This is a genomic window from Streptomyces capitiformicae (assembly GCF_002214185.1).
In the GTDB taxonomy this organism is placed as follows: Bacteria; Actinomycetota; Actinomycetes; order Streptomycetales; family Streptomycetaceae; genus Streptomyces; species Streptomyces capitiformicae.
The window spans coordinates 10584671-10601481 of sequence record NZ_CP022161.1 but is presented as its reverse complement, the minus strand read 5'-3'; the positions used below and the strand labels follow the sequence as shown (position 1 = coordinate 10601481).

General features: G+C 68.2%; 15 protein-coding genes and 1 pseudogene. 5 read left to right on the top strand and 11 right to left on the bottom strand.

Annotation, left to right across the window (positions count from 1 at the left end; translation table 11 throughout):
- Positions 1-63: 63 nt before the first annotated feature.
- Positions 64-1476 carry a non-reducing end alpha-L-arabinofuranosidase family hydrolase gene (locus tag CES90_RS47460; protein ID WP_229914551.1) on the bottom strand — a complete coding sequence of 471 codons (1413 nt, stop codon included), beginning with the start codon at positions 1474-1476 and terminating at the stop codon, positions 64-66.
- 163 nt (positions 1477-1639) lie between these two features.
- A complete protein-coding gene (locus CES90_RS47455) occupies positions 1640-3946 on the bottom strand; it encodes a beta-L-arabinofuranosidase domain-containing protein (protein WP_189788725.1) in 2307 nt (768 codons plus the stop codon).
- Between the two features lie 640 nt (positions 3947-4586).
- Between CES90_RS47455 and CES90_RS47450 the strand changes: the two genes are divergently transcribed.
- The 4 genes and pseudogenes from CES90_RS47450 to CES90_RS47435 all read left to right on the top strand — a co-directional run bounded on the left by CES90_RS47450 (position 4587) and on the right by CES90_RS47435 (position 6504).
- The gene (locus CES90_RS47450; protein WP_189788724.1) at positions 4587-5330 is read left to right on the top strand and encodes a 2-phosphosulfolactate phosphatase; all 744 of its coding nucleotides are present in this window, start codon (positions 4587-4589) and stop codon (positions 5328-5330) included.
- A gap of 96 nt (positions 5331-5426) precedes the next feature.
- Positions 5427-5840: a hypothetical protein gene (locus CES90_RS47445; protein WP_189788723.1), complete on the top strand. Its 414-nt coding sequence runs from the start codon at positions 5427-5429 to the stop codon at positions 5838-5840.
- 326 nt (positions 5841-6166) lie between these two features.
- Positions 6167-6313: pseudogene (locus tag CES90_RS50950) on the top strand (XRE family transcriptional regulator); the annotation flags it as partial.
- Complete coding sequence (locus CES90_RS47435; RefSeq protein WP_189788722.1) at positions 6295-6504, top strand: DUF397 domain-containing protein; 210 nt, start codon at positions 6295-6297, stop codon at positions 6502-6504. The pseudogene CES90_RS50950 and the gene CES90_RS47435, both read left to right, overlap by 19 nt.
- Here CES90_RS47435 and CES90_RS47430 read toward each other — a convergent pair.
- Positions 6479-7360 carry an LLM class F420-dependent oxidoreductase gene (locus tag CES90_RS47430; protein ID WP_189788721.1) on the bottom strand — a complete coding sequence of 294 codons (882 nt, stop codon included), beginning with the start codon at positions 7358-7360 and terminating at the stop codon, positions 6479-6481. The two genes, CES90_RS47435 and CES90_RS47430, sit on opposite strands and share 26 nt — an antisense overlap.
- A 175-nt stretch (positions 7361-7535) precedes the next feature.
- Here CES90_RS47430 and CES90_RS47425 point away from each other — a divergent pair, with 175 nt between their 5' ends.
- A complete protein-coding gene (locus CES90_RS47425) occupies positions 7536-9068 on the top strand; it encodes a family 43 glycosylhydrolase (protein ID WP_189788720.1) in 1533 nt (510 codons plus the stop codon).
- 325 nt (positions 9069-9393) lie between these two features.
- Here the strand turns inward: CES90_RS47425 and CES90_RS47420 are convergent, their stop codons facing one another.
- The 8 genes from CES90_RS47420 to trhA all read right to left on the bottom strand — a co-directional run bounded on the left by CES90_RS47420 (position 9394) and on the right by trhA (position 16488).
- Positions 9394-10215 carry a PP2C family serine/threonine-protein phosphatase gene (locus CES90_RS47420; RefSeq protein ID WP_189784755.1) on the bottom strand — a complete coding sequence of 274 codons (822 nt, stop codon included), beginning with the start codon at positions 10213-10215 and terminating at the stop codon, positions 9394-9396.
- 1 nt (position 10216) lies between these two features.
- Positions 10217-10978 (bottom strand): vWA domain-containing protein, encoded by a 762-nt coding sequence (locus CES90_RS47415; protein WP_189784756.1) that lies wholly within the window; start codon positions 10976-10978, stop codon positions 10217-10219.
- Between the two features lie 116 nt (positions 10979-11094).
- Positions 11095-12171: a hypothetical protein gene (locus CES90_RS47410; protein WP_229914021.1), complete on the bottom strand. Its 1077-nt coding sequence runs from the start codon at positions 12169-12171 to the stop codon at positions 11095-11097.
- 187 nt (positions 12172-12358) lie between these two features.
- Positions 12359-12877 carry a hypothetical protein gene (locus CES90_RS47405; protein ID WP_229914022.1) on the bottom strand — a complete coding sequence of 173 codons (519 nt, stop codon included), beginning with the start codon at positions 12875-12877 and terminating at the stop codon, positions 12359-12361.
- The gene (locus tag CES90_RS47400) at positions 12864-13844 is read right to left on the bottom strand and encodes a serine/threonine-protein kinase (RefSeq protein WP_229914023.1); all 981 of its coding nucleotides are present in this window, start codon (positions 13842-13844) and stop codon (positions 12864-12866) included. Before CES90_RS47400 ends, CES90_RS47405 begins: the two co-directional genes overlap by 14 nt.
- 337 nt (positions 13845-14181) lie before the next feature.
- Positions 14182-14907 (bottom strand): Mut7-C RNAse domain-containing protein, encoded by a 726-nt coding sequence (locus CES90_RS47395; protein ID WP_189784760.1) that lies wholly within the window; start codon positions 14905-14907, stop codon positions 14182-14184.
- Positions 14908-14940: 33 nt separating this feature from the next.
- The gene (locus tag CES90_RS47390) at positions 14941-15621 is read right to left on the bottom strand and encodes a TetR/AcrR family transcriptional regulator (RefSeq protein WP_373313450.1); all 681 of its coding nucleotides are present in this window, start codon (positions 15619-15621) and stop codon (positions 14941-14943) included.
- 129 nt (positions 15622-15750) lie between these two features.
- Complete coding sequence (trhA, locus tag CES90_RS47385) at positions 15751-16488, bottom strand: PAQR family membrane homeostasis protein TrhA (RefSeq protein WP_189784762.1); 738 nt, start codon at positions 16486-16488, stop codon at positions 15751-15753.
- Positions 16489-16811 lie beyond the last annotated feature (323 nt).

The window sequence follows — 16811 nt, the reverse complement described above, 5'->3', positions numbered from 1 at the left end:
GCGGAAGCAGCTTGTGACCGTGCCTGACAGGCACGGTCACAAGCTGCTGGTCGTGCGCGCGGGTCAGCGCTGCAGGGTGAGCAGACCCGGCCGGTACGGCAGTTGTATGTAGGGGGTGTTCGGCGGGACGGAGCCCAGGCCCTGGTAGAGGAACTGCAGGTTGCAGGGGTCGATGGTCATGGTCTGGTCGGGGTTGTTGCGGACCAGGTCACCGTGGCTGATGTCGTTGGTCCAGGTCTGGTTGGTGTTGACCTTGCCGGCGAAGGGGTTGGACTCGGTGGCGGCCTGCGGGGTCCATGGACCGTTCAGGCTGGTGGCCGTGAACGAGCGGAAGAAGCGGTGCTCGGTCGCACCCCGAGCCTCGACGATCATGAGGTACTGGTTCTGGCCCTGGACCTTGTAGACCTCCGGCGCCTCGAACAGGTTCTTCACCGTGTCTTTCATGATCGTCTTGTACGACGAGCCGAAGCTGGCCGGGAAGTTCCCGATCGGCATGGTCGACTGGTAGATCTCGCCGTTGTCACCGGCGAAGAACATGTGCATGTTCTGGCCGTCGCCGATGATGGTCGGGTCGATCGCGCTGCCGTTGGGGACGCTGCCGGTGAACAGCGGCTGCGCCGCGGACCAGCTGTTGGGGTTGGTGGGGTCGCTGGAGGTGCGGTAGACGAAGGGCCATTGGGTACCCCACCCATTTGAGGTCAGCACCCAGATGTTCTTGGGCGCGAAGTAGAACAGTTTGGGAGCCACCGCGCCCTGGCTCATGCCGGTCTGGGTGGCCGACGCCATGTCCGACCAGTTCGTGAAGGGACTGAACGCCATCGATCTCCACGACGATCCGTCAGAGTAGGTCGCGTAGACCAGGTGTCGGCCGTTGTGCGTCACGGTGGTGAAGTCCTTCAGCGAGGTCCACCCGTTCGCCGGCTGCGCCAGCGGGCCGGTCGAGGTCCACCGGTACGTCGACGGAAGTGGACATGTGCCGCTCGGCGGTGCGGACAGGCCGGTCCACTTCTGGTTGTTGCCGCCGGTGCAGTTCCAGAGCTGCACCGCCGTGCCGTTGGCCGTGGCGCCGCCCGAGACGTCCAGGCACAGCCCGGACTCCACGGCGACGATCGTGCCGTCGGAGTTGACCCGCCACTGCTGGTTCGTACCGCCGTTGCAGGACCAGATCACCGGCCGGGTACCGGCCGTGTTGGCGTGGCCCGGAACATCGAGGCACTTGTTGCCGTACACAGTCAGCTGGTTGTTGTCCGTCAGCGTCCACTGCTGGTTGGTCCCGCCCCAGCAGTCCCAGATCTGCAGGTTCGTGCCGTCGGTCTGGCTGGCGTTCGGCACATCGAGACACCGACCGGAACCGACACCGCGCAATTCGCCGCTGGTGGCCGCCTGAGCAGGGTTGGCGACGAGCGTCGCCGCCGAAGCGACCAAAGCCGCGAGCAGCACGGAGAGGTGTCTGAGGCTGAAAATACGTCTGAGCACGTGGACCTCATTCCTTGGGTGAGTGGTTCCGGTTGGCCCTGTCAGAGGCTGTCCGGACTGATGTGCTGCGACCCGACCCGTCGTTCGGCATGCCGAACGACGATCGAAGCGTCGAGCGAAGTGAAGGGCGGAGAGCGACCAAGACCTGGTTCCGGGGCGGATCTCAGTTCCTCACGATGCGCCACCGGTTGTCGGCGGTACCGTCGTCCGAGTCCTGGACTGCGAACGCGCCCACAGCGGTGGAGTTGTTCGCGATGGCGAGCAACTTGCCGCTGTTCTCGTTGCGGATCTTGTAGGTCCCGTCTCCCTGGTCGAGCAGCGTCCATCTGTGGTCGGCGGTGCCGTTGTCCGACCACTGCAGGACGGTCGCGTCGTCCGCCGTGGACATGCCCTGGACGCCGAGCACCTTGCCGCTGTGGGCATTGCGGAAGCGGAACCCGTTCCCGTCGGTGATCATGTACCAGTCGTGGTCGGCGGTGCCGTTGTCCGACCACTGCAGCGCGCGGCCACCGTCGGCCGTGGACATGTTCTGGATGCCCAGCAGGAGACCGCTGCCCACGTTGACCAGACGGACGCTGCCGCTGGCGTTCCAGTAGACGGTGTAGTTGTGGCCGTGCGCGTCGTGGAAGGGGCCCAGGTTGACGGTGGAGCCGTTGGCGGTGGCGGTGAAGGCGAGCGAACTGCTGCTGGTCCGTGTGATCGACGACGTGTTCAGTGTCGGGAGGGAGCTGAGCGCGGAGTTGCCGTAGTTGCCGGACAGGACCACCGGGCCGTAGGTGATCGCGGCGACGTTGGTGTTGTCGTTGGCCCCTCGCATGACGATCCGCATGGGCATGCGGACGGTGACCGTGTCGCCGGAGCTCCAGGAGCGGCTCAGGGTGGCGTAGCTGCCGGGGTTGGTGGCGATGTTCTGCTGCGTGCCGTTGACGCTGATGGTGGCCCCGGTGGTCCAGCTCGGGATGCGGATGCGCATCGCCCAGGTTCCGCTGACGTTGCCGGTGACCTGCAGGGTCGTGGTGTCGCTGACGGGGTAGGACGTGGTCTGGGTGACCGTGATTCCGCGCTCGGACCAGTTGAGCACCGAGGGCACGAACAGGTTCACGATCAGGGTGTTGTCACTGCGGTAGTAGATGGAGTCCATCAGCCTGGTGTGCATTTCCAGGCCCGTGCCCTGGCAGCACCAGAAGGTGCCGTAGTCGGTGCTCCAGGTGCCGCCGCCCCACGCCGGGCCCACACCGCGTCGGCCTCCTGGGTTGAGCGGGGTGAAGTAGGTGACGTGGCCGTGGTTGTCGGCCGGGTTCTGCTGGCCGATCATCTGGTTGAGCCATGCCCGCTCGTAGTAGTCGAACAGTGCGGCTCGGTTCGGGTCCAGCGCGAACAGCTCCCGGGTGAGGAGGAGCATGTTGAAGGTGTTGCAGCTCTCGCACGTGTCATTGTTCAGGAAGCCGGCGATGGCGTTCGGGGCGCGGAAGTGCTCCGCCTGGCTGTTGCCGCCGATGGCATAGGTGTGCGAGTTGACGGTGAAGTTCCAGGCGTTGGTGGCGATGTCCCGGTAGCGGGTGGTGCCGGTGGCCTTGTACTCCCGGGCGGCCCCGATCCACTTGGGCACCTGGGTGTTGGCGTGCAGTCCGTTGAGCCGGTCCTGGTTGGACGCCAGCGGGTCGAACACCGCGGCGTGGTCGAACCGCTGGGCGGCGGTGAGCCACCGCGCATCGCCTGTCTGCTGGTAGAGATCGGTCAGCACGGCGTTCATGCCGCCGAACTCGGTTCCCAGCATGGCCTGCATCTGCTGGCTGGTCAGCCGGCCGGTGCGCCAGTCGACCCATCCCGCCAGGGCGAGCAGCACGTCCCGGGCCTGGGTGCTGCCGATGTGGCGCCATACGTCCAGCAGGCCGGCGAGGGTCTTGTGGATGGTGTAGTACGGCACGTTGCCGTTGCTCAGGGTCCGCTGCTCGAGAGCGGTGAAGTCGGACTCGGGGTAGCCGGAGAGGTACCCGGCGTTGAAACCGGCGGCGCTGTTGTTGGCCTGGCACTTGGCCAGCTCCGCGACCATGTAATTTGCCTTGTCCCGGCAGGTGGTGTCCCCGGTCACCGCGTAGAGCTGTGCCCATGCCGTGAGGAAGTGTCCTTGGGCGTGGGTGCGGAAGGGGAAGTTCGGCGCGTCCCAGCCGCCGGTGGCGGCCGCGCCGTTGGTGGACAGCCGGTGGTTGGCGCGGAAGTTGTACAGCAGTCGGTCGACATCGACGAACCGCAGGTAGTTCTGCGTACGGTTCTGGTTGTCCAGCCAACGGCTCGCGGTGAGCCGGACCTGGTCGAGTCCGAAGGGGTGCGCCAAGACCCCGATGTCGGCCCTTGCGGGCGGGATCGCCGCGTGGGCGGGAGATGCGCCAATGAAGGACCCGGTGGCAGAGGCGGCGGCGGTGGCCCCGGCTATTTGCAGGAGGCGCCGTCTGCTGACGGAGGAAGACATCTTGAACCTTTCGGTGACGAGAAAGGGATTGCTTGGTCGTCAGTGCGTTCGCTCGCATGACCGACGGTCGGGTGCAGTACGTCAGGGGCTTGTCTGCTGCCGACGTGGCGTCATACGTGGCAGGCCGACGACATCACAGCGGGAGCCGTTGGTGGCGGCCACCGTCCCGGCCGCCATCCCGGCGAGAACCGATGCGCGTGCGACTCCTCCGGCACTGCGGTTGGTCCTGTTCGCTCGTCGGCCTGGGATTCATAGGGGTCTCGGTCCCAACAGCCCTCTCCACTGACACATGGGATGGATTAACGGACATGAATGTTGCCTCTGTCTAGTCTTGCGACACGAAGACTTTGTTACCTGCGAGTATGTGTCCTGCTCGCACTCTGACGCCCAGTCAAACATTGGAGTGCAAAGAGGAGTGTGAGGAGTGCGAGAGCTGGATAACTTCAGCTCAATACCTGCGCTCGAAAATCCCGGCCAAGGAGTGGCAGCAGGCGATGAACCCCACCGGCGGGCGCCACCACCCCTGAGGGGGTGCCACTCGCCGATGTACAGAACGGCGTTGTGACCAGTGGGCCCCACGCCGTTCCCACAAAGGCGCCGAGCGCCGGAAAAGGCTGCTGAAACACGCGATCATGACCGGATGGACACTCGTTTCCTTGGCATCGCCGAGCTGGTCGAAGCCCCGTCCGTGGCGGTCGTGGTCGACGTCATGCGTGCTTTCACGGTGGCTGCCTGGGCCTTCGCCCAGGGGGCGGAAAAGATCGTTCTTGCTGAGTCGCTGGACGAAGCCCTGGCGCTCAAGGCTCGCCACCCGGATTGGGTGGCGCTCAAAGACGGTCCGCCCGCGCCCGGGTTCGACACCGTCAACTCGCCGGGCCTGCTGCGGTCCACTGACCTTGGCGGACGGACCGTTGTGCAGAAAACCACGGCAGGGACGGTCGGCGCCCTCGCGGTCAAGGAGGCGTCGCTGGTGCTGTGCGCCGGCTTCGTGGTGGCGGAGGCAACGGCTCGGCTCCTGCGGGCGCGCAAGAGCGACAGTGTCACGTTCGTGGTGACGGGCGAGGACGGGCAGGCCGCTGAAGACCTGGCGTGTGCCCAGTACATCGCTGCGAGGGCCACCGGTGCCGGGACGGATGCTGCTGAGTTCCTCCGCCGCGCTGCCGAGTCGCGCGCCGCCGCCGAACTGGCGGACGGCATACGTCAAGGAGTCCATCCTGACGACGTCGCACTCTGTCTTGAGCTCGACCGGTTCCCCTTCGCCATGGCGGCGACCCTGGAAAGCTCGCTCATGGTCCTGCGCCCGTGCACCGTGCCTTCGCTGACCGACGACGCCCCCGATCCGAGCGCTGGTGAGGGTCGACCCATACCTACCGGAAGTCGGTGATCAGTCTTGTGGCGCAGTACCCGAACGCGACGTATTACGCCTTCCGTACCTGAGAGAGACGGCTACCGCTCGTGGCGGCGCCGCCACGGCCTGCTCATGGTGGTGCTCTGCGCGGTGCTGGTGACCTCGTGTGGCGGCGGGGGCGACGAAGAGGCGAAGTTGCCGAACCTGGCGGACCAGGACCGTTTTCTGCGCGATTATGTGGAGCTCCTCAACGAGTCGGACGAGACCGGTCTGGCCCGACTTCTCGACGCCCACCCGCAGGGCGACAAGGACGCCCGCGCCCGGGTCAAGGCGTACGGTGGCCAGGACTGGGATGTCCGATGGAGCCGCATCTCGGAGTTCGAGGGTGTGTGGAGCGTGGACCTGACCGGCACCGCACGTGCCGAGGGCAGGCCCGTCCGCCTCACCGAGACGATCACCTGGGAGGACGAGCACTGGGTGATGGCCCCGCTGCCGGGTGTCGTACCGAAGCCGTCGAACGCGGCGGACACCGAACCACCCGGGTAGGCCTTGCGCGCGGCTCCGAGCAACCGGAGTGGGTGAGCGTTCCCGGTGCGGAGTGTCAGTGGCGGTCCGTACGCTCGGTGGTATGGAGGGGGACGAGCTGTGCGAGGAACCGAATGAAGGACTGCCTGATCGGGGGCGCGGCGCCGAGGTCTGGCAGCGGCTGAGCACGTACGCCTATCTCAGTGCGACCTAGCGCCTGGAGTATGTCGCGGTGATGCGGGTGTTCTGCGGCACGCTGCTCGCGGATCTGGCCGTACCGGACGTGCTCGACAAGTTGGCGCGCTTGAGCGGATCAGCACCCTCTTCGTACAGTTCGCCGAATTCGCCGGGGCGAACTCATTGAGGAATCCGGCCCGGTTGTGCGGTTGCAGGAGACGCACGATGCGGTGCGCGGCCTGGCGCTCACTCCCGCTGAGTCGCGCAAGTTCATCCTGCGGATGTTGGAGGAAGTACCGTGCGATCCATCGATCTGAGTGCCGCCTCCTGGCGCAAGAGCAGCTACAGCAACCAGGACGGCGGTGCCTGCGTCGAGGTCTCCGACGACTTCGCCGCCATCGTCCCGGTACGCGACAGCAAGGTTCCGCGCGGTCCGGTGCTCGTGTTCCGGACCGCCGGCTGGGCCTCCTTCGTCTCGGCGGTCAGGGGCGGGCAGTTGGGCGACTGACCCCCACCACCTCCGCCAAGCGCCCCCACGCCCTCCTCGGCGGCGCGTCGTCCGGTCGTTCGTCGATGATCTGCAGGGCCACATGGTCCGCCCCCGCCGAGTGGAACTCCTCGGCACGTGAGCGGATCCGGTCGTCGTCGCCCCAGGCGTACACCGCGTCGATCAGGCGGTCGCTGCCGCCGTCCGTGAGGTCGGCGTCGGTGAAGCCGAGGCGGAGGAAGTTGTCGGTGTAGTTGGGGAGGCCGAGGTAGAAGGAGAGGTGGGCGCGGGCGAGGGAGCGGGCGCGGGCCGGGTCGGGCTCCGGGATGATCTTCAGCTCCGGGGCCAGTAGCGGCCCTTCGCCCAGGATCTCGCGGGCCTCGGCCGTGTGCTCCGGCGTGACCAGGTACGGGTGGGTGCCGGCGGCCCGGTCGCGGGAGAGGCGGAGCATCTTCGGGCCGAGCGCGGCGAGGACGCGGCGGTCGGCGGGTACGCCGGCCGCGTCCAGGGCGTCCAGGTAGGCGACCATCGCCGAGTAGGGGCGGCGGTACTCTTCCGCCAGCTTGGCGTGGCTCACGCCGAGGCCGAGCAGGAAGCGGCCGGGGTGGGCGGCCTCCAGGTCGGCGAAGGCCGCCGCCGTGTCGGTGGCCTCGTACTGCCAGATGCTCTGGATGCCGGTGGCCACGGTGATCCGCTTCGTCGCCTCGACGAGCGGTACCGCGTGGCGTACGGCGGTGCTGCCGCCGAGCCAGATCGCGCCGAAGCCCAGTTCCTCCAACTCGGCCGCCGCTTCGGCCAGTTCACCGGCCCGTGCCGGGTCCTCCGTGCGCAGCCCGATGCTGAAGATGCCGTACCGTCCCAGGTTCTGTTCGCTCATGCAGGCGCCAACCCGGAAGTCCGCGCATACTATTCCGCGACCCGTTCCGAGACATGAAACGTGTCGCAACCATTGACGTCCCTCCCGCCTCACCTTTACCTTCTGGCCGAAGTTACGTACAGCATTCGAAGTTTCGAACATTGTCGTTTCGAGTCGCTCCCGGAAGAGACTTGTCGTGTCCCCCACCCCCGCCCGCGTCCGCCCGCGCCCCTGGTCGACGCCTCGACACCTGTTGACGCTGGCTGCAGCGCTGCTGGCTCTCTTCGCGTCGCTCCTGGTGGTACAGCCCTCGCAGCCCGCTGTCGCTGCCGACGGCAAGCCGTACACCAACCCGGTCAAGTCCCAGAAGGGGGCCGATCCGTGGCTGGAGTACTACAACGGCAACTACTACCTGGTGACGACGTCGTTCACCGGTGAGCTGACCATGCGGAAGTCGCCGACGCTGGCGGGGCTGAGCACGGCGCCCAGCGTGCAGGTGTGGTCGGACAGCACCAGCAGCCGCAACTGGAACATGTGGGCGCCGGAGATCCACTTCTTCGACGGCAAGTGGTACCTGTACTACTCCGCCGGTCCGCGCGGCGCCGCCTGCTGCGACGACCAGCGCACCCATGTGCTGGAGAGCGCGGGCTCCGACCCGATGGGGCCGTACACCTACAAGAACATGCTCGCCGGGTCGAACCTGAACCCGGGCGGCTGGCTCATCGACGCCAGCGTGCTCAAGCACAACAACAAGCTGTACCTGGTGGGGAGCGGGTCGGCCGGTGGCAGCAAGCAGAGCCTCGTCATCGCGCCGCTGACCAACCCGTACACCCTCGCGAGCTCCACCTTCACCGTGATCTCCAGCCCGACGCTCAGCTGGGAGACACAGAGCGGTGAGGTCAACGAAGGGCCCGAGCCGCTGTACCGCAACGGGCGTACCTTCCTCATCTACTCCGCGAGCGCCTGCTGGGGCCCCGACTACAAGCTCGGCCAGCTGGAGCTGACCGGTTCCGACCCGCTCCTCGCCTCCTCCTGGACGAAGAAGCAGACCCCGGTGTTCCAGAGGAACGACGCCGCCGGCGTGTACGCGCCCGGTCACAACGGGTTCTTCACCTCGCCCGACGGCACCGAGAACTGGATCGTCTACCATGCCAACGACGCCGCGAGCGACGGCTGCGACAACGGCCGTACGACCCGCGCGCAGAAGTTCACCTGGAACGCGGACGGCACCCCGAACTTCGGCACCCCGGTCGCCCTCGGGACCACCATCGCCGGGCTCTCCGGTGAGACCGCGACGACCCCGACCGCGTACACCATCGTCAACCGCAACAGCGGCAAGTGCCTCGACGTCAACGGCGGCAACACCGCCGACGGCACCAACATCTTCCAGTGGACCTGCAACGGCGGCGCCAACCAGAAGTGGCGCATCGAGGACCGCGCCGACGACACCAGCCGCCTCGTCAACGTCGCCACCGGCAAGGTCGCCGACGTCGCCGACTGCGCCACCGCCGACGGCACCGACATCCGCCAGTGGTCCTGGCTGAACAACAACTGCCAGAAGTTCCGCATGGTCTACCTCGGCGGCGACTACGTCCGCATCGTCAACGCCGCCACCGGCAAGGTCATGGACGTCGCCAACTGCGGCACGGCCAACGGTACCGACGTCCGCCAGTGGTCCTGGCTCAGCAACACCTGCCAGCAGTGGCGGCTCGTCCCCACAGCCGCCTGATCCCGAAGGGCCGCAACACAAACATGAGACATCTCGCCAGACGGGTTCTGGTGGCCGCGGCGGCGGCGCTCGCCGTGCTCACCACCGTGACGACCCCTGCCCAGGCCGCCGTGCCCGCGTCCCCCGCCGTCACCTTCACCAACACCGGACCCGAGCCGCCGTCGCCACCCGTCACCGGACCCGAGCCGCCGTCGCCACCCGTCACCGGACCCGAGCCGCCGTCGCCCACCCTCACCAGTCCCCACCACCCGCCATATCCCGGCTTGTCCCGCCTTGTTCCGCCATCCCCCGCACCCCTCGGCCGTCACCGACAGGCCCCGCTCGCTCATCTCCCGGGCGTGCGTACGGCACGCAGCAGGGTCTTGTCGTCGGCGTTCAGGGCGGTCAGGCGGTCCGAGCGAAGGAGGGCGGCCAGGCTGCCGTCATGGGTGTTCCGGTCGTCCTCGGCGGCGGTGTCGAGGGAGCGGAAGACGGCGTCGGCGAAGGACGTGTTCGGGGACTGGGCCCCGCCGGCCGGCCGGTTGAGCATGGCCTGCGCGAGCCCGTCCGTCGACAGCAGCACCCCGTCGAGCCCGTCGTCCGCCACGCACTCGGTGTGCGTCCAGCGGGCCACGTCCGGCGAGGTCAGGAACACCGTCTCGTTGCTGTACTCGCTGGCCGCCGCGGCCTGCGGCAGCAGATGGAACTGCCGCTCCCCGTTCTCCGTCCCCGCCCGTACGACGACGAACCCGTCCCCCACACTGAGATGCCCCAGCCACCCCGGCGCGAGCACCACCACGGTCAGTGTCGTCGCGAAGTCCTGCGCGTCCGCGCCGGTCCGGCCCAGGAACTCCTTGCTGACGTCGTGCAGGGCGTCCCGCAGCAGCTCGTGCACAGCTTCCCCGGGCCGCACCTCCACAGCCGCCCCGGCCCGCCGCGCGAAGTGCTCCGCGGCGAGCTTCACCGCCAGCTGCGCCCCTTCCTCCGACCGCGGCCGGCTTCCGGCCCCGTCGGCGACCGCGAGCACGGCGACGTGGGAGGTGGTGGCGTAGGCGCAGGCGTCCTGACAGGGCAGGCCCTGGCGCCGGTGCCGATAGCCTTCGACGCTGAGCCCGTGGATGCGCCAGGGCGGGGCAGTCGGGGCAGTCGGGGCGGTCGGGGCGGTCACCTCACGCCTCCCAGGCCGGGCGTTGCGTCTTGAACTGGCTGAAGATCTTCTCGAACACCTCGTCCCCCGCCCCCTTCTGTTCGGCGTTCGCACTGGCGGACATCATCTGGAGCAGCTCCCGGAACGGGAATCCCTGCAACCGCGCGTTGAACTTGGGCGCGAACGCCCGCAGCACCTGCTCCCCCATGTCCGTGATCCCGCCGACCCCGATCGCGTACAACCGGAACCGCCGCGCCCGCTGCTCCTCCTCGAGAACGGGGACCAGCCGGTGCCAGGAATCGGTGAGATGACCCGTCGGGTCGGTCGGCAGTCCGTCCGTGACGAGGCAGATCTGCGGCCGGTAGTACTGCAGCCCGGAGGCTCGCAGCTCCGCCTTGCGGGCCGCGACGATGTGCATCGACAGCTCCAGCGCCTCGGTCATCAGCGTGACCCCGGCGGCGGCGAGCTGCGGCGCCTGGAAGGCGTGCGCCGGGATGAAGGGACTCACCCGGGTGCGCGGGTCGAGGAGCTGGGGCCCGCGCCAGGCGCCGACGCCCTGCCCGCCGAAGGTGACGACGGCGACCTCCACGCTGTAACTGAGGCTGACGTCGTCGTGGAGCTCCCGGGTCCACTCGGCGAGCGCGTTGTTGAGCATCTGTATCGGCGGGCCGGCCATGGAGCTGGAGGTGTCGAGGCACAGCACGAGCGGCATGCGCTGGGCGTTGTTCTCGAACTCGATGTCGGCGTACTCCGCCGGCATGGTGGGCGGGTATTCGCTGTGCATCGGTCGTCCCCCTGATGTTTCTGGTGTTTCTGGTGTTTCTGTGTTCCTGGTTGTTTCTGTGTTCCTGGTTGTTTGTGTTGTTTCTGTTGTTCGTGGTGCTGCTTCGGCTGTCAGGGCTATCGGGGCGTGCCCTTGGCGTGGCGTGCGGCGGTGGGCGGGAAGGCGTACAGGACGTCGGAGTCCGGTTCGTGTGTGTCGGTGACATCGACGAGTGAGCCGGGCGCGGGCGGCGGGCGGCCCGGTTCGGCCCACACCGCTCGGTGGAGCACCCGGTCGACCTCGACGTAACCCTGCGGGTGCAGTTCGGTGCGTACGACCGCGGTCCGGGCGTGGGCCGGGCGGGCACCCACCTGCCGGCCGTGGCGCGGTGTCGGCGCCACCCGCAGCCGGGTGGTGCGCTCCTCGCCGCGTACGGCGGCGGGGGCGCGGGCGTGGCCGACGGCGGGCCGCCTGGGCGGCGCGCGGTGGCCCACCGCGACGGGGCCCCGGGAGCGACGGACCACGATCACGAAGGCCAGGAGCAGAAGACCGAGAAGGAGCGCCATCCAGAAGGCGGTCCAGGTGGAGGTGCTGTAGCCGGAGGCCTCGGGGTCGGGGTTGGGGACAGGGCTGGGGTTGCTGGTCTCGCGAGAGGTGGAGCCCGGGTCCGGCGACACGGGGACGATGGCTTCGACGTGGGTGGACATGTCGGCGACGAGCCCGTCCTCGATCAGCTTCCGGCCCTTCAACGGCTGTGTGTCGCGGCCGCTTTCGGTGACCAGGTTGCACAGCAGCTGCGGGACGCAGACGCCCGCCTCGCGCAGTTCGTCGACGGCCCACGCCGGTACCCGGTCGATGGTCGCGTCGGGATGGACCATACGGCCCCCGGCCAGGACGAGCAGTGCGGTACCGCCGGGTCCCGTACGGCTGCCCTTCGGCACCTCCACCACGAGCTGGTGCCGACGTTCCTGGACACGGTTCTTGAGAATTGTTCGCTGTCGCCGGCCGGGCTCGACCAGCGACAGCTTCTCGTTCAGCGTGACGACGTAGGGCCCGTTGCCCTGGACCCGCTCGTCCCAGCACTCCAGCCATTTCTCGACGACGGGATCGGTGCACGGCTCCACGGCCCCCGTGGCCCCCGTGGCCTCCGTGGCCTCCGTGGCCTCCACGGCCGAGGCTGTTCCCCACGGCACCAGAGCGACCAGCAATCCCACAAGCACACCGAGAAAGCCCGAACGCCCGACAGCACCCATCGCACCAACCCCCCGTGGCCTGAAAGGCGCGCCCCCGCGGCCCTGAAAGACCCACCCAATAGTGGAGCAGACGGCCGGGCGACCGGAAGGGTTTGGATATTTTCACCGGCGGACTTCCGGTGATTTCCGTTTGGTTCGCGATTCACTTCTACAACTTGAACACCTGATGGCAACGACTGAACATCTGCCGCGCCCGATCGACCCAGTCATTGGCCAGGGCATCGAAGTCCGCCTGGGTGATACGGCAGGTCAACGGGAGGTCGCAGACCCCGGCGAGACAGGGGCGCGGCCCTCGTACGTCCCACACGGAAAGCATGGGGTTCAGTTGTTCGGTATTCCATGCGTTCGATGCCGCGGCGGCGATGGCGAGTTGGTCCTGCCGTAGGTAGTTCCCGTCCGTGGCGAAGGCGACGAGGAGTTTCTTGGTGGTCATGAATCTCACCGTGACCATGCGTCCCGCTTCATGCAGATCGAATTGCAGGGAGACGGACACGGTGTCGTCAGCCGTGTGGTAATTCCGCCGGGCCACCCAGTTCTGCACCAACTGCCGCCAGTGCGTGCCGAGGTCGAAGATCTCGGGGTTGCGCCCCGGGTAGGAGTCACGCCCGGCGTACGGGTCGCGCCCCGCGGACGAGTCCCGCCCGAGGTAGGAGTCAGGCGCCGTCACGGACCACCGCCTCGGCGACCATGGCATCGGTCAGCCCGGCGTCGAGCAGCGCCTGGGCGTGCAGCAGCAGACAGGAGGGCACGGACTCACTCGTCCCCGTACGGCGTCGATGCCGGTCCTTCAACTCCTCGTACCGCACCTCGATCGTCCGGGCCACCTGCGGCGGCGGCCACGCCACCACGGTCGGCGCCTCCGCCACCAACTCCTCCAGGATCTCCGTGAGTTGCGGCCGCTCCTCGGGCCGCTTGGCCAGGCACCGGGAGATGATCGGCCGCAACCGTGCAGGCACCCCGTCAAGTTGAGGTGTCCCTCGTACGACTTCGACCCGCACGCCCTCTCCGCTGCCGTGCGGCGGCCGCCCCGTGAGCGCGTACACCAGGACCCCGCCCAGCGAGAACACATCGCTCGGCGGGCCGACCCGGGCTCCCCTGATCTGCTCCGGCGACATGAACGGCGGGGTGCCGACGACGATGCCGACCCTGGTGAGGCCGGGGGCGCCGTCCACGCGGGAGATGCCGAAGTCGATGACGCGGGGGCCGTCACCGGCGAGCAGGACGTTCGCGGGCTTGAGGTCGCGGTGGACGACACGCGCGGCGTGGATGGCCTGCAATGCCTCGACCAGGCCGGCGCCGAGGGAACGGACCTGGGCCTCGGGCAGCGGGCCGTCCGCGCGGACCGCCTCCGCGAGGGAGGGGCCGGGCACGTAGAGCGTGGCCAGCCAGGGGAGTTCGGCCTCGGTGTCGGCGTCCACGACGGCCGCGGTGTACGCGCCGCTGACCACACGGGCGGCGGCGACCTCGCGGGCGAAGCGTTCACGGAACTCGGGTTCCGCGGCGAGTTCGGGGCGGACGACCTTGACGGCGACCTCACGCCCTGCGGGCGAGCGGCCGAGGTAGACCCATCCCATGCCGCCCGACCCGAGTCGGCCGACTATGCGGTACGGCCCGATCTTCATGGGGTCACTCACGGGTGTACGCACCCCGCTCACCTCATTTCGGGGTTCGGTGCGGATGTCCCGAGTGTCCCGCGAAATCCCACGCGTGGGGGGACTTTTCACCCCCGAGAAGGGCTGCGCCGCTTCACCCCCCGGGGAAGAGCACGGGGATGGGGGTGTGTTGGCGTGTGCGGGTGAGTTGTGGTTGCTCGCGCAGTTCCCCGCGCCCCTGAAAGACACGGCCCTGCGGGCCGATGAAAAGCTGGGGCGCAGCCCCGCTTTTCGGGGGCGCGGGGAACTGCGCGACAAGCCCTCACCCACCCGCACCCGCAAGTGACGCCCGACCCACAACGGCGCCTGGGCGATCCGCTCACGCCGACCGCATGGTCAGCGCCTCCCGAACTATCGCCTCCAACTGCTCGTGGTGCGCGCCCTTCCAATAGGCCCGCCCACACTCCTCGCACTGTGCGAACACGTCGTACGACCGATGCGTACCGTCTTCGAGACGTTCGGCGACCTCCTCCTTCGTCGCCGGCCTGAGCAACCCGTTGCAGGCGGTACACCGCGTCCAGGGCCGCAACTCGGGCGTGAACCGATCCAGCACATCCCGGAGTTGGTCCTCCGGCCGCGTGCTGTAGATGAACGCCCCGGCCCACAGCTCACGCCGCCGCAGCAACCCCCGATCGCGGCTGAGCATGACGCGCCGCTCGGCGGCGGAGCGCGCGGCCAGCGCGGGGTCGCCGATGTCCGTCGACTCGTACGCCGCGTCGACGCCCAACAGCCGCAGGCGACGCGCCAGCGTGCCGAGGTGGACGTCGAGGAGGAAGCGGAGCGGGGCGCCGGGGACGGGCTGGGGGCGCCGGACCGGGCGGACACGTACCGACTCGCCGTGGACCGGGATGTGCGACACCGGCACCTCGCGGCCGTCCACGACCAGCGCGCCGACCTCCGTCAGCGGGATACCGAGGGACTCGATGACATGGCCGAGGGTCGAGACCCCGTCGGTGGCGAGCGGCGTCGCGCCCCCGCGGCGGCCGTGCGGGACGAACAGGTCCAGCTCGGGGGCGATTTCGACGTGGATCTCGGCTGCGTTCACCTGGTCAGAATGGCATGGACGGGCCGGCCGGACTCAGCGGTTTTCCGTGAGGCCTTCCGTGGGGCTTTCCGTGGGGCTTTCCGTGAGGCTCTCCGTGAGGAGGCCGTGTTGCAGGACCTCCAGCGTACGGTCGACGAGGGAGGCGAAGTCGTCGCGGTGGTGGTTCTCCGCCCAGTACAGGGAGGTCTCCATGAGGCCGCCGATGAGGGACATCGCGTAGACCCGTACCTCCAGACTCTCCGGATCCCGGCCGGTGCGCTCGGCGACGGCGGTGCAGACCATACGGCCGGTGACCGACATGCTCTCCATCATCCGGGACCGTACCGCCGGGACCTGGACCATGAGCTGGGTGCGCAGCTTCGCCACCTCCAGGTCCTCCTCGATGCCCGTACGGACGGCCTCCCGCATCACGTGCCGGATGGTGTCCGGCCACGGTTCGTCCGCGGGCCGGGCCCGGAGTTCCTCCAGCAGGACAGGGTCGTACTCGTCCGTGAGGACGATGTCCTCCTTGGTCGGGAAGTAGCGGAAGACGGTCGACGGCGACACTTCGGCGCGGTCGGCGATCTGCTCGATCGTCGTGGCGTCGTACCCCTGCTCCCCGACCAAGGCGTAGGTCGCGGTGCGGATCGCCTCACGGGTCTTGATCTTCTTCCGCTCACGGAGCCCGAGCGGGGGGCGATCTGCGGGGGACGTGGGGGAATGTGCTGCCGTCATGCCGATCATTGTCGGCCATCGGTCTTCGCGGCGACCACGGCAGCACATGGCGTGGACGTACGAACTGTGGCCGCGGCTTGGTCAGCCGCGGCCACAGAAGAGCGCCCGAGCCCTCCGTCGTCCGGAGGGTCAGCCGTGCTGGTACGCCACCAGCGAGATCCCCACGTAATGCACGACGAACGCCGCCAGCGTGAAGGAGTGGAAAACCTCATGGAAGCCGAACCATCGCGGTGACGGATCCGGCCGCTTGAGGCCGTAGATGACACCGCCCGCGCTGTACAGCAGACCCCCGACGATCACCAGGACGAGAACGGCGATGCCGCCGGTGCGCATGAAGTCGGGCAGGAAGAAGACGGCCGCCCAGCCCATCGCGATGTAGCAGGGGGTGTAGAGCCAGCGCGGGGCACCGACCCAGAACACCCGGAAGATGATCCCGGCGAGCGCGGCCGCCCAGATGCCCCACAGGAGCCACTGACCCTTGGCGCCCGGCAGGAGCAGCATCGTCAGCGGGGTGTAGGAGCCCGCGATGATCAGAAAGATGTTGGCGTGATCCAGACGGCGCAGGATGCCGTCCATGCGCGGGTTCCAGTTGCCCCGGTGGTACAGCGCGCTCACGCCGAACAGGAGGCAGGCCGTGAGGGCGAAGATCCCGCAGGCGATGCGTCCGCGCGTGGAGTCCGCGAGAGCGGTGAGCACCAGTCCGGCGACGAGAACGGCCGGGAACATGCCGAGATGGAGCCAGCCCCGGAGCTTGGGCTTGATCTCATCCGTGATTTGGTGGGCGATCTGATGTGGCAGGGAGTGCGCGTCGGGACGGTGGCCGTCGGCCGGCGTCTCCGTAGGCGCGTCGGGGACGGACGCAGTCATGCCCCGCATCGTATCTACGGAACCGTAAGTAGCGGGATGGTACGGGCTGTTCGCCTATCCGGAAGTGGCCATCGTCTCACGCTGAGCTCATGCGACGTCCGGATCGGCGTTACACGGGTGAATTCACGGATACCAAGGGTGAACCGGTGGTGACACGTGGAAACCCTCCGGATGGACGCGAATGAGTGGCGATGCTCACGATGCTCAGGTGTGCGGCCCTCTGGACATATGGGCATCACCGTCGGATGATCAAATGAGTGCGGTCGGCACCGGATGAGCGCCAAGATCTCCCACCGTGAAGCATCCGGGCCGCAGCCCCCACG

What these genes read in the sequence shown, in the direction of transcription:
- CES90_RS47455 (WP_189788725.1), bottom strand. Translation starts at nt 3,946, where the DNA reads ATGTCTTCCTCCGTCAGCAGACGGCGCCTCCTGCAAATAGCCGGGGCC.
- CES90_RS47450 (WP_189788724.1), top strand. Translation starts at nt 4,587, where the DNA reads ATGGACACTCGTTTCCTTGGCATCGCCGAGCTGGTCGAAGCCCCGTCC.
- CES90_RS47445 (WP_189788723.1), top strand. Translation starts at nt 5,427, where the DNA reads ATGGTGGTGCTCTGCGCGGTGCTGGTGACCTCGTGTGGCGGCGGGGGC.
- CES90_RS47430 (WP_189788721.1), bottom strand. Translation starts at nt 7,360, where the DNA reads ATGAGCGAACAGAACCTGGGACGGTACGGCATCTTCAGCATCGGGCTG.
- CES90_RS47415 (WP_189784756.1), bottom strand. Translation starts at nt 10,978, where the DNA reads ATGCACAGCGAATACCCGCCCACCATGCCGGCGGAGTACGCCGACATC.
- CES90_RS47390 (WP_373313450.1), bottom strand. Translation starts at nt 15,621, where the DNA reads ATGACGGCAGCACATTCCCCCACGTCCCCCGCAGATCGCCCCCCGCTC.
- trhA (WP_189784762.1), bottom strand. Translation starts at nt 16,488, where the DNA reads ATGACTGCGTCCGTCCCCGACGCGCCTACGGAGACGCCGGCCGACGGC.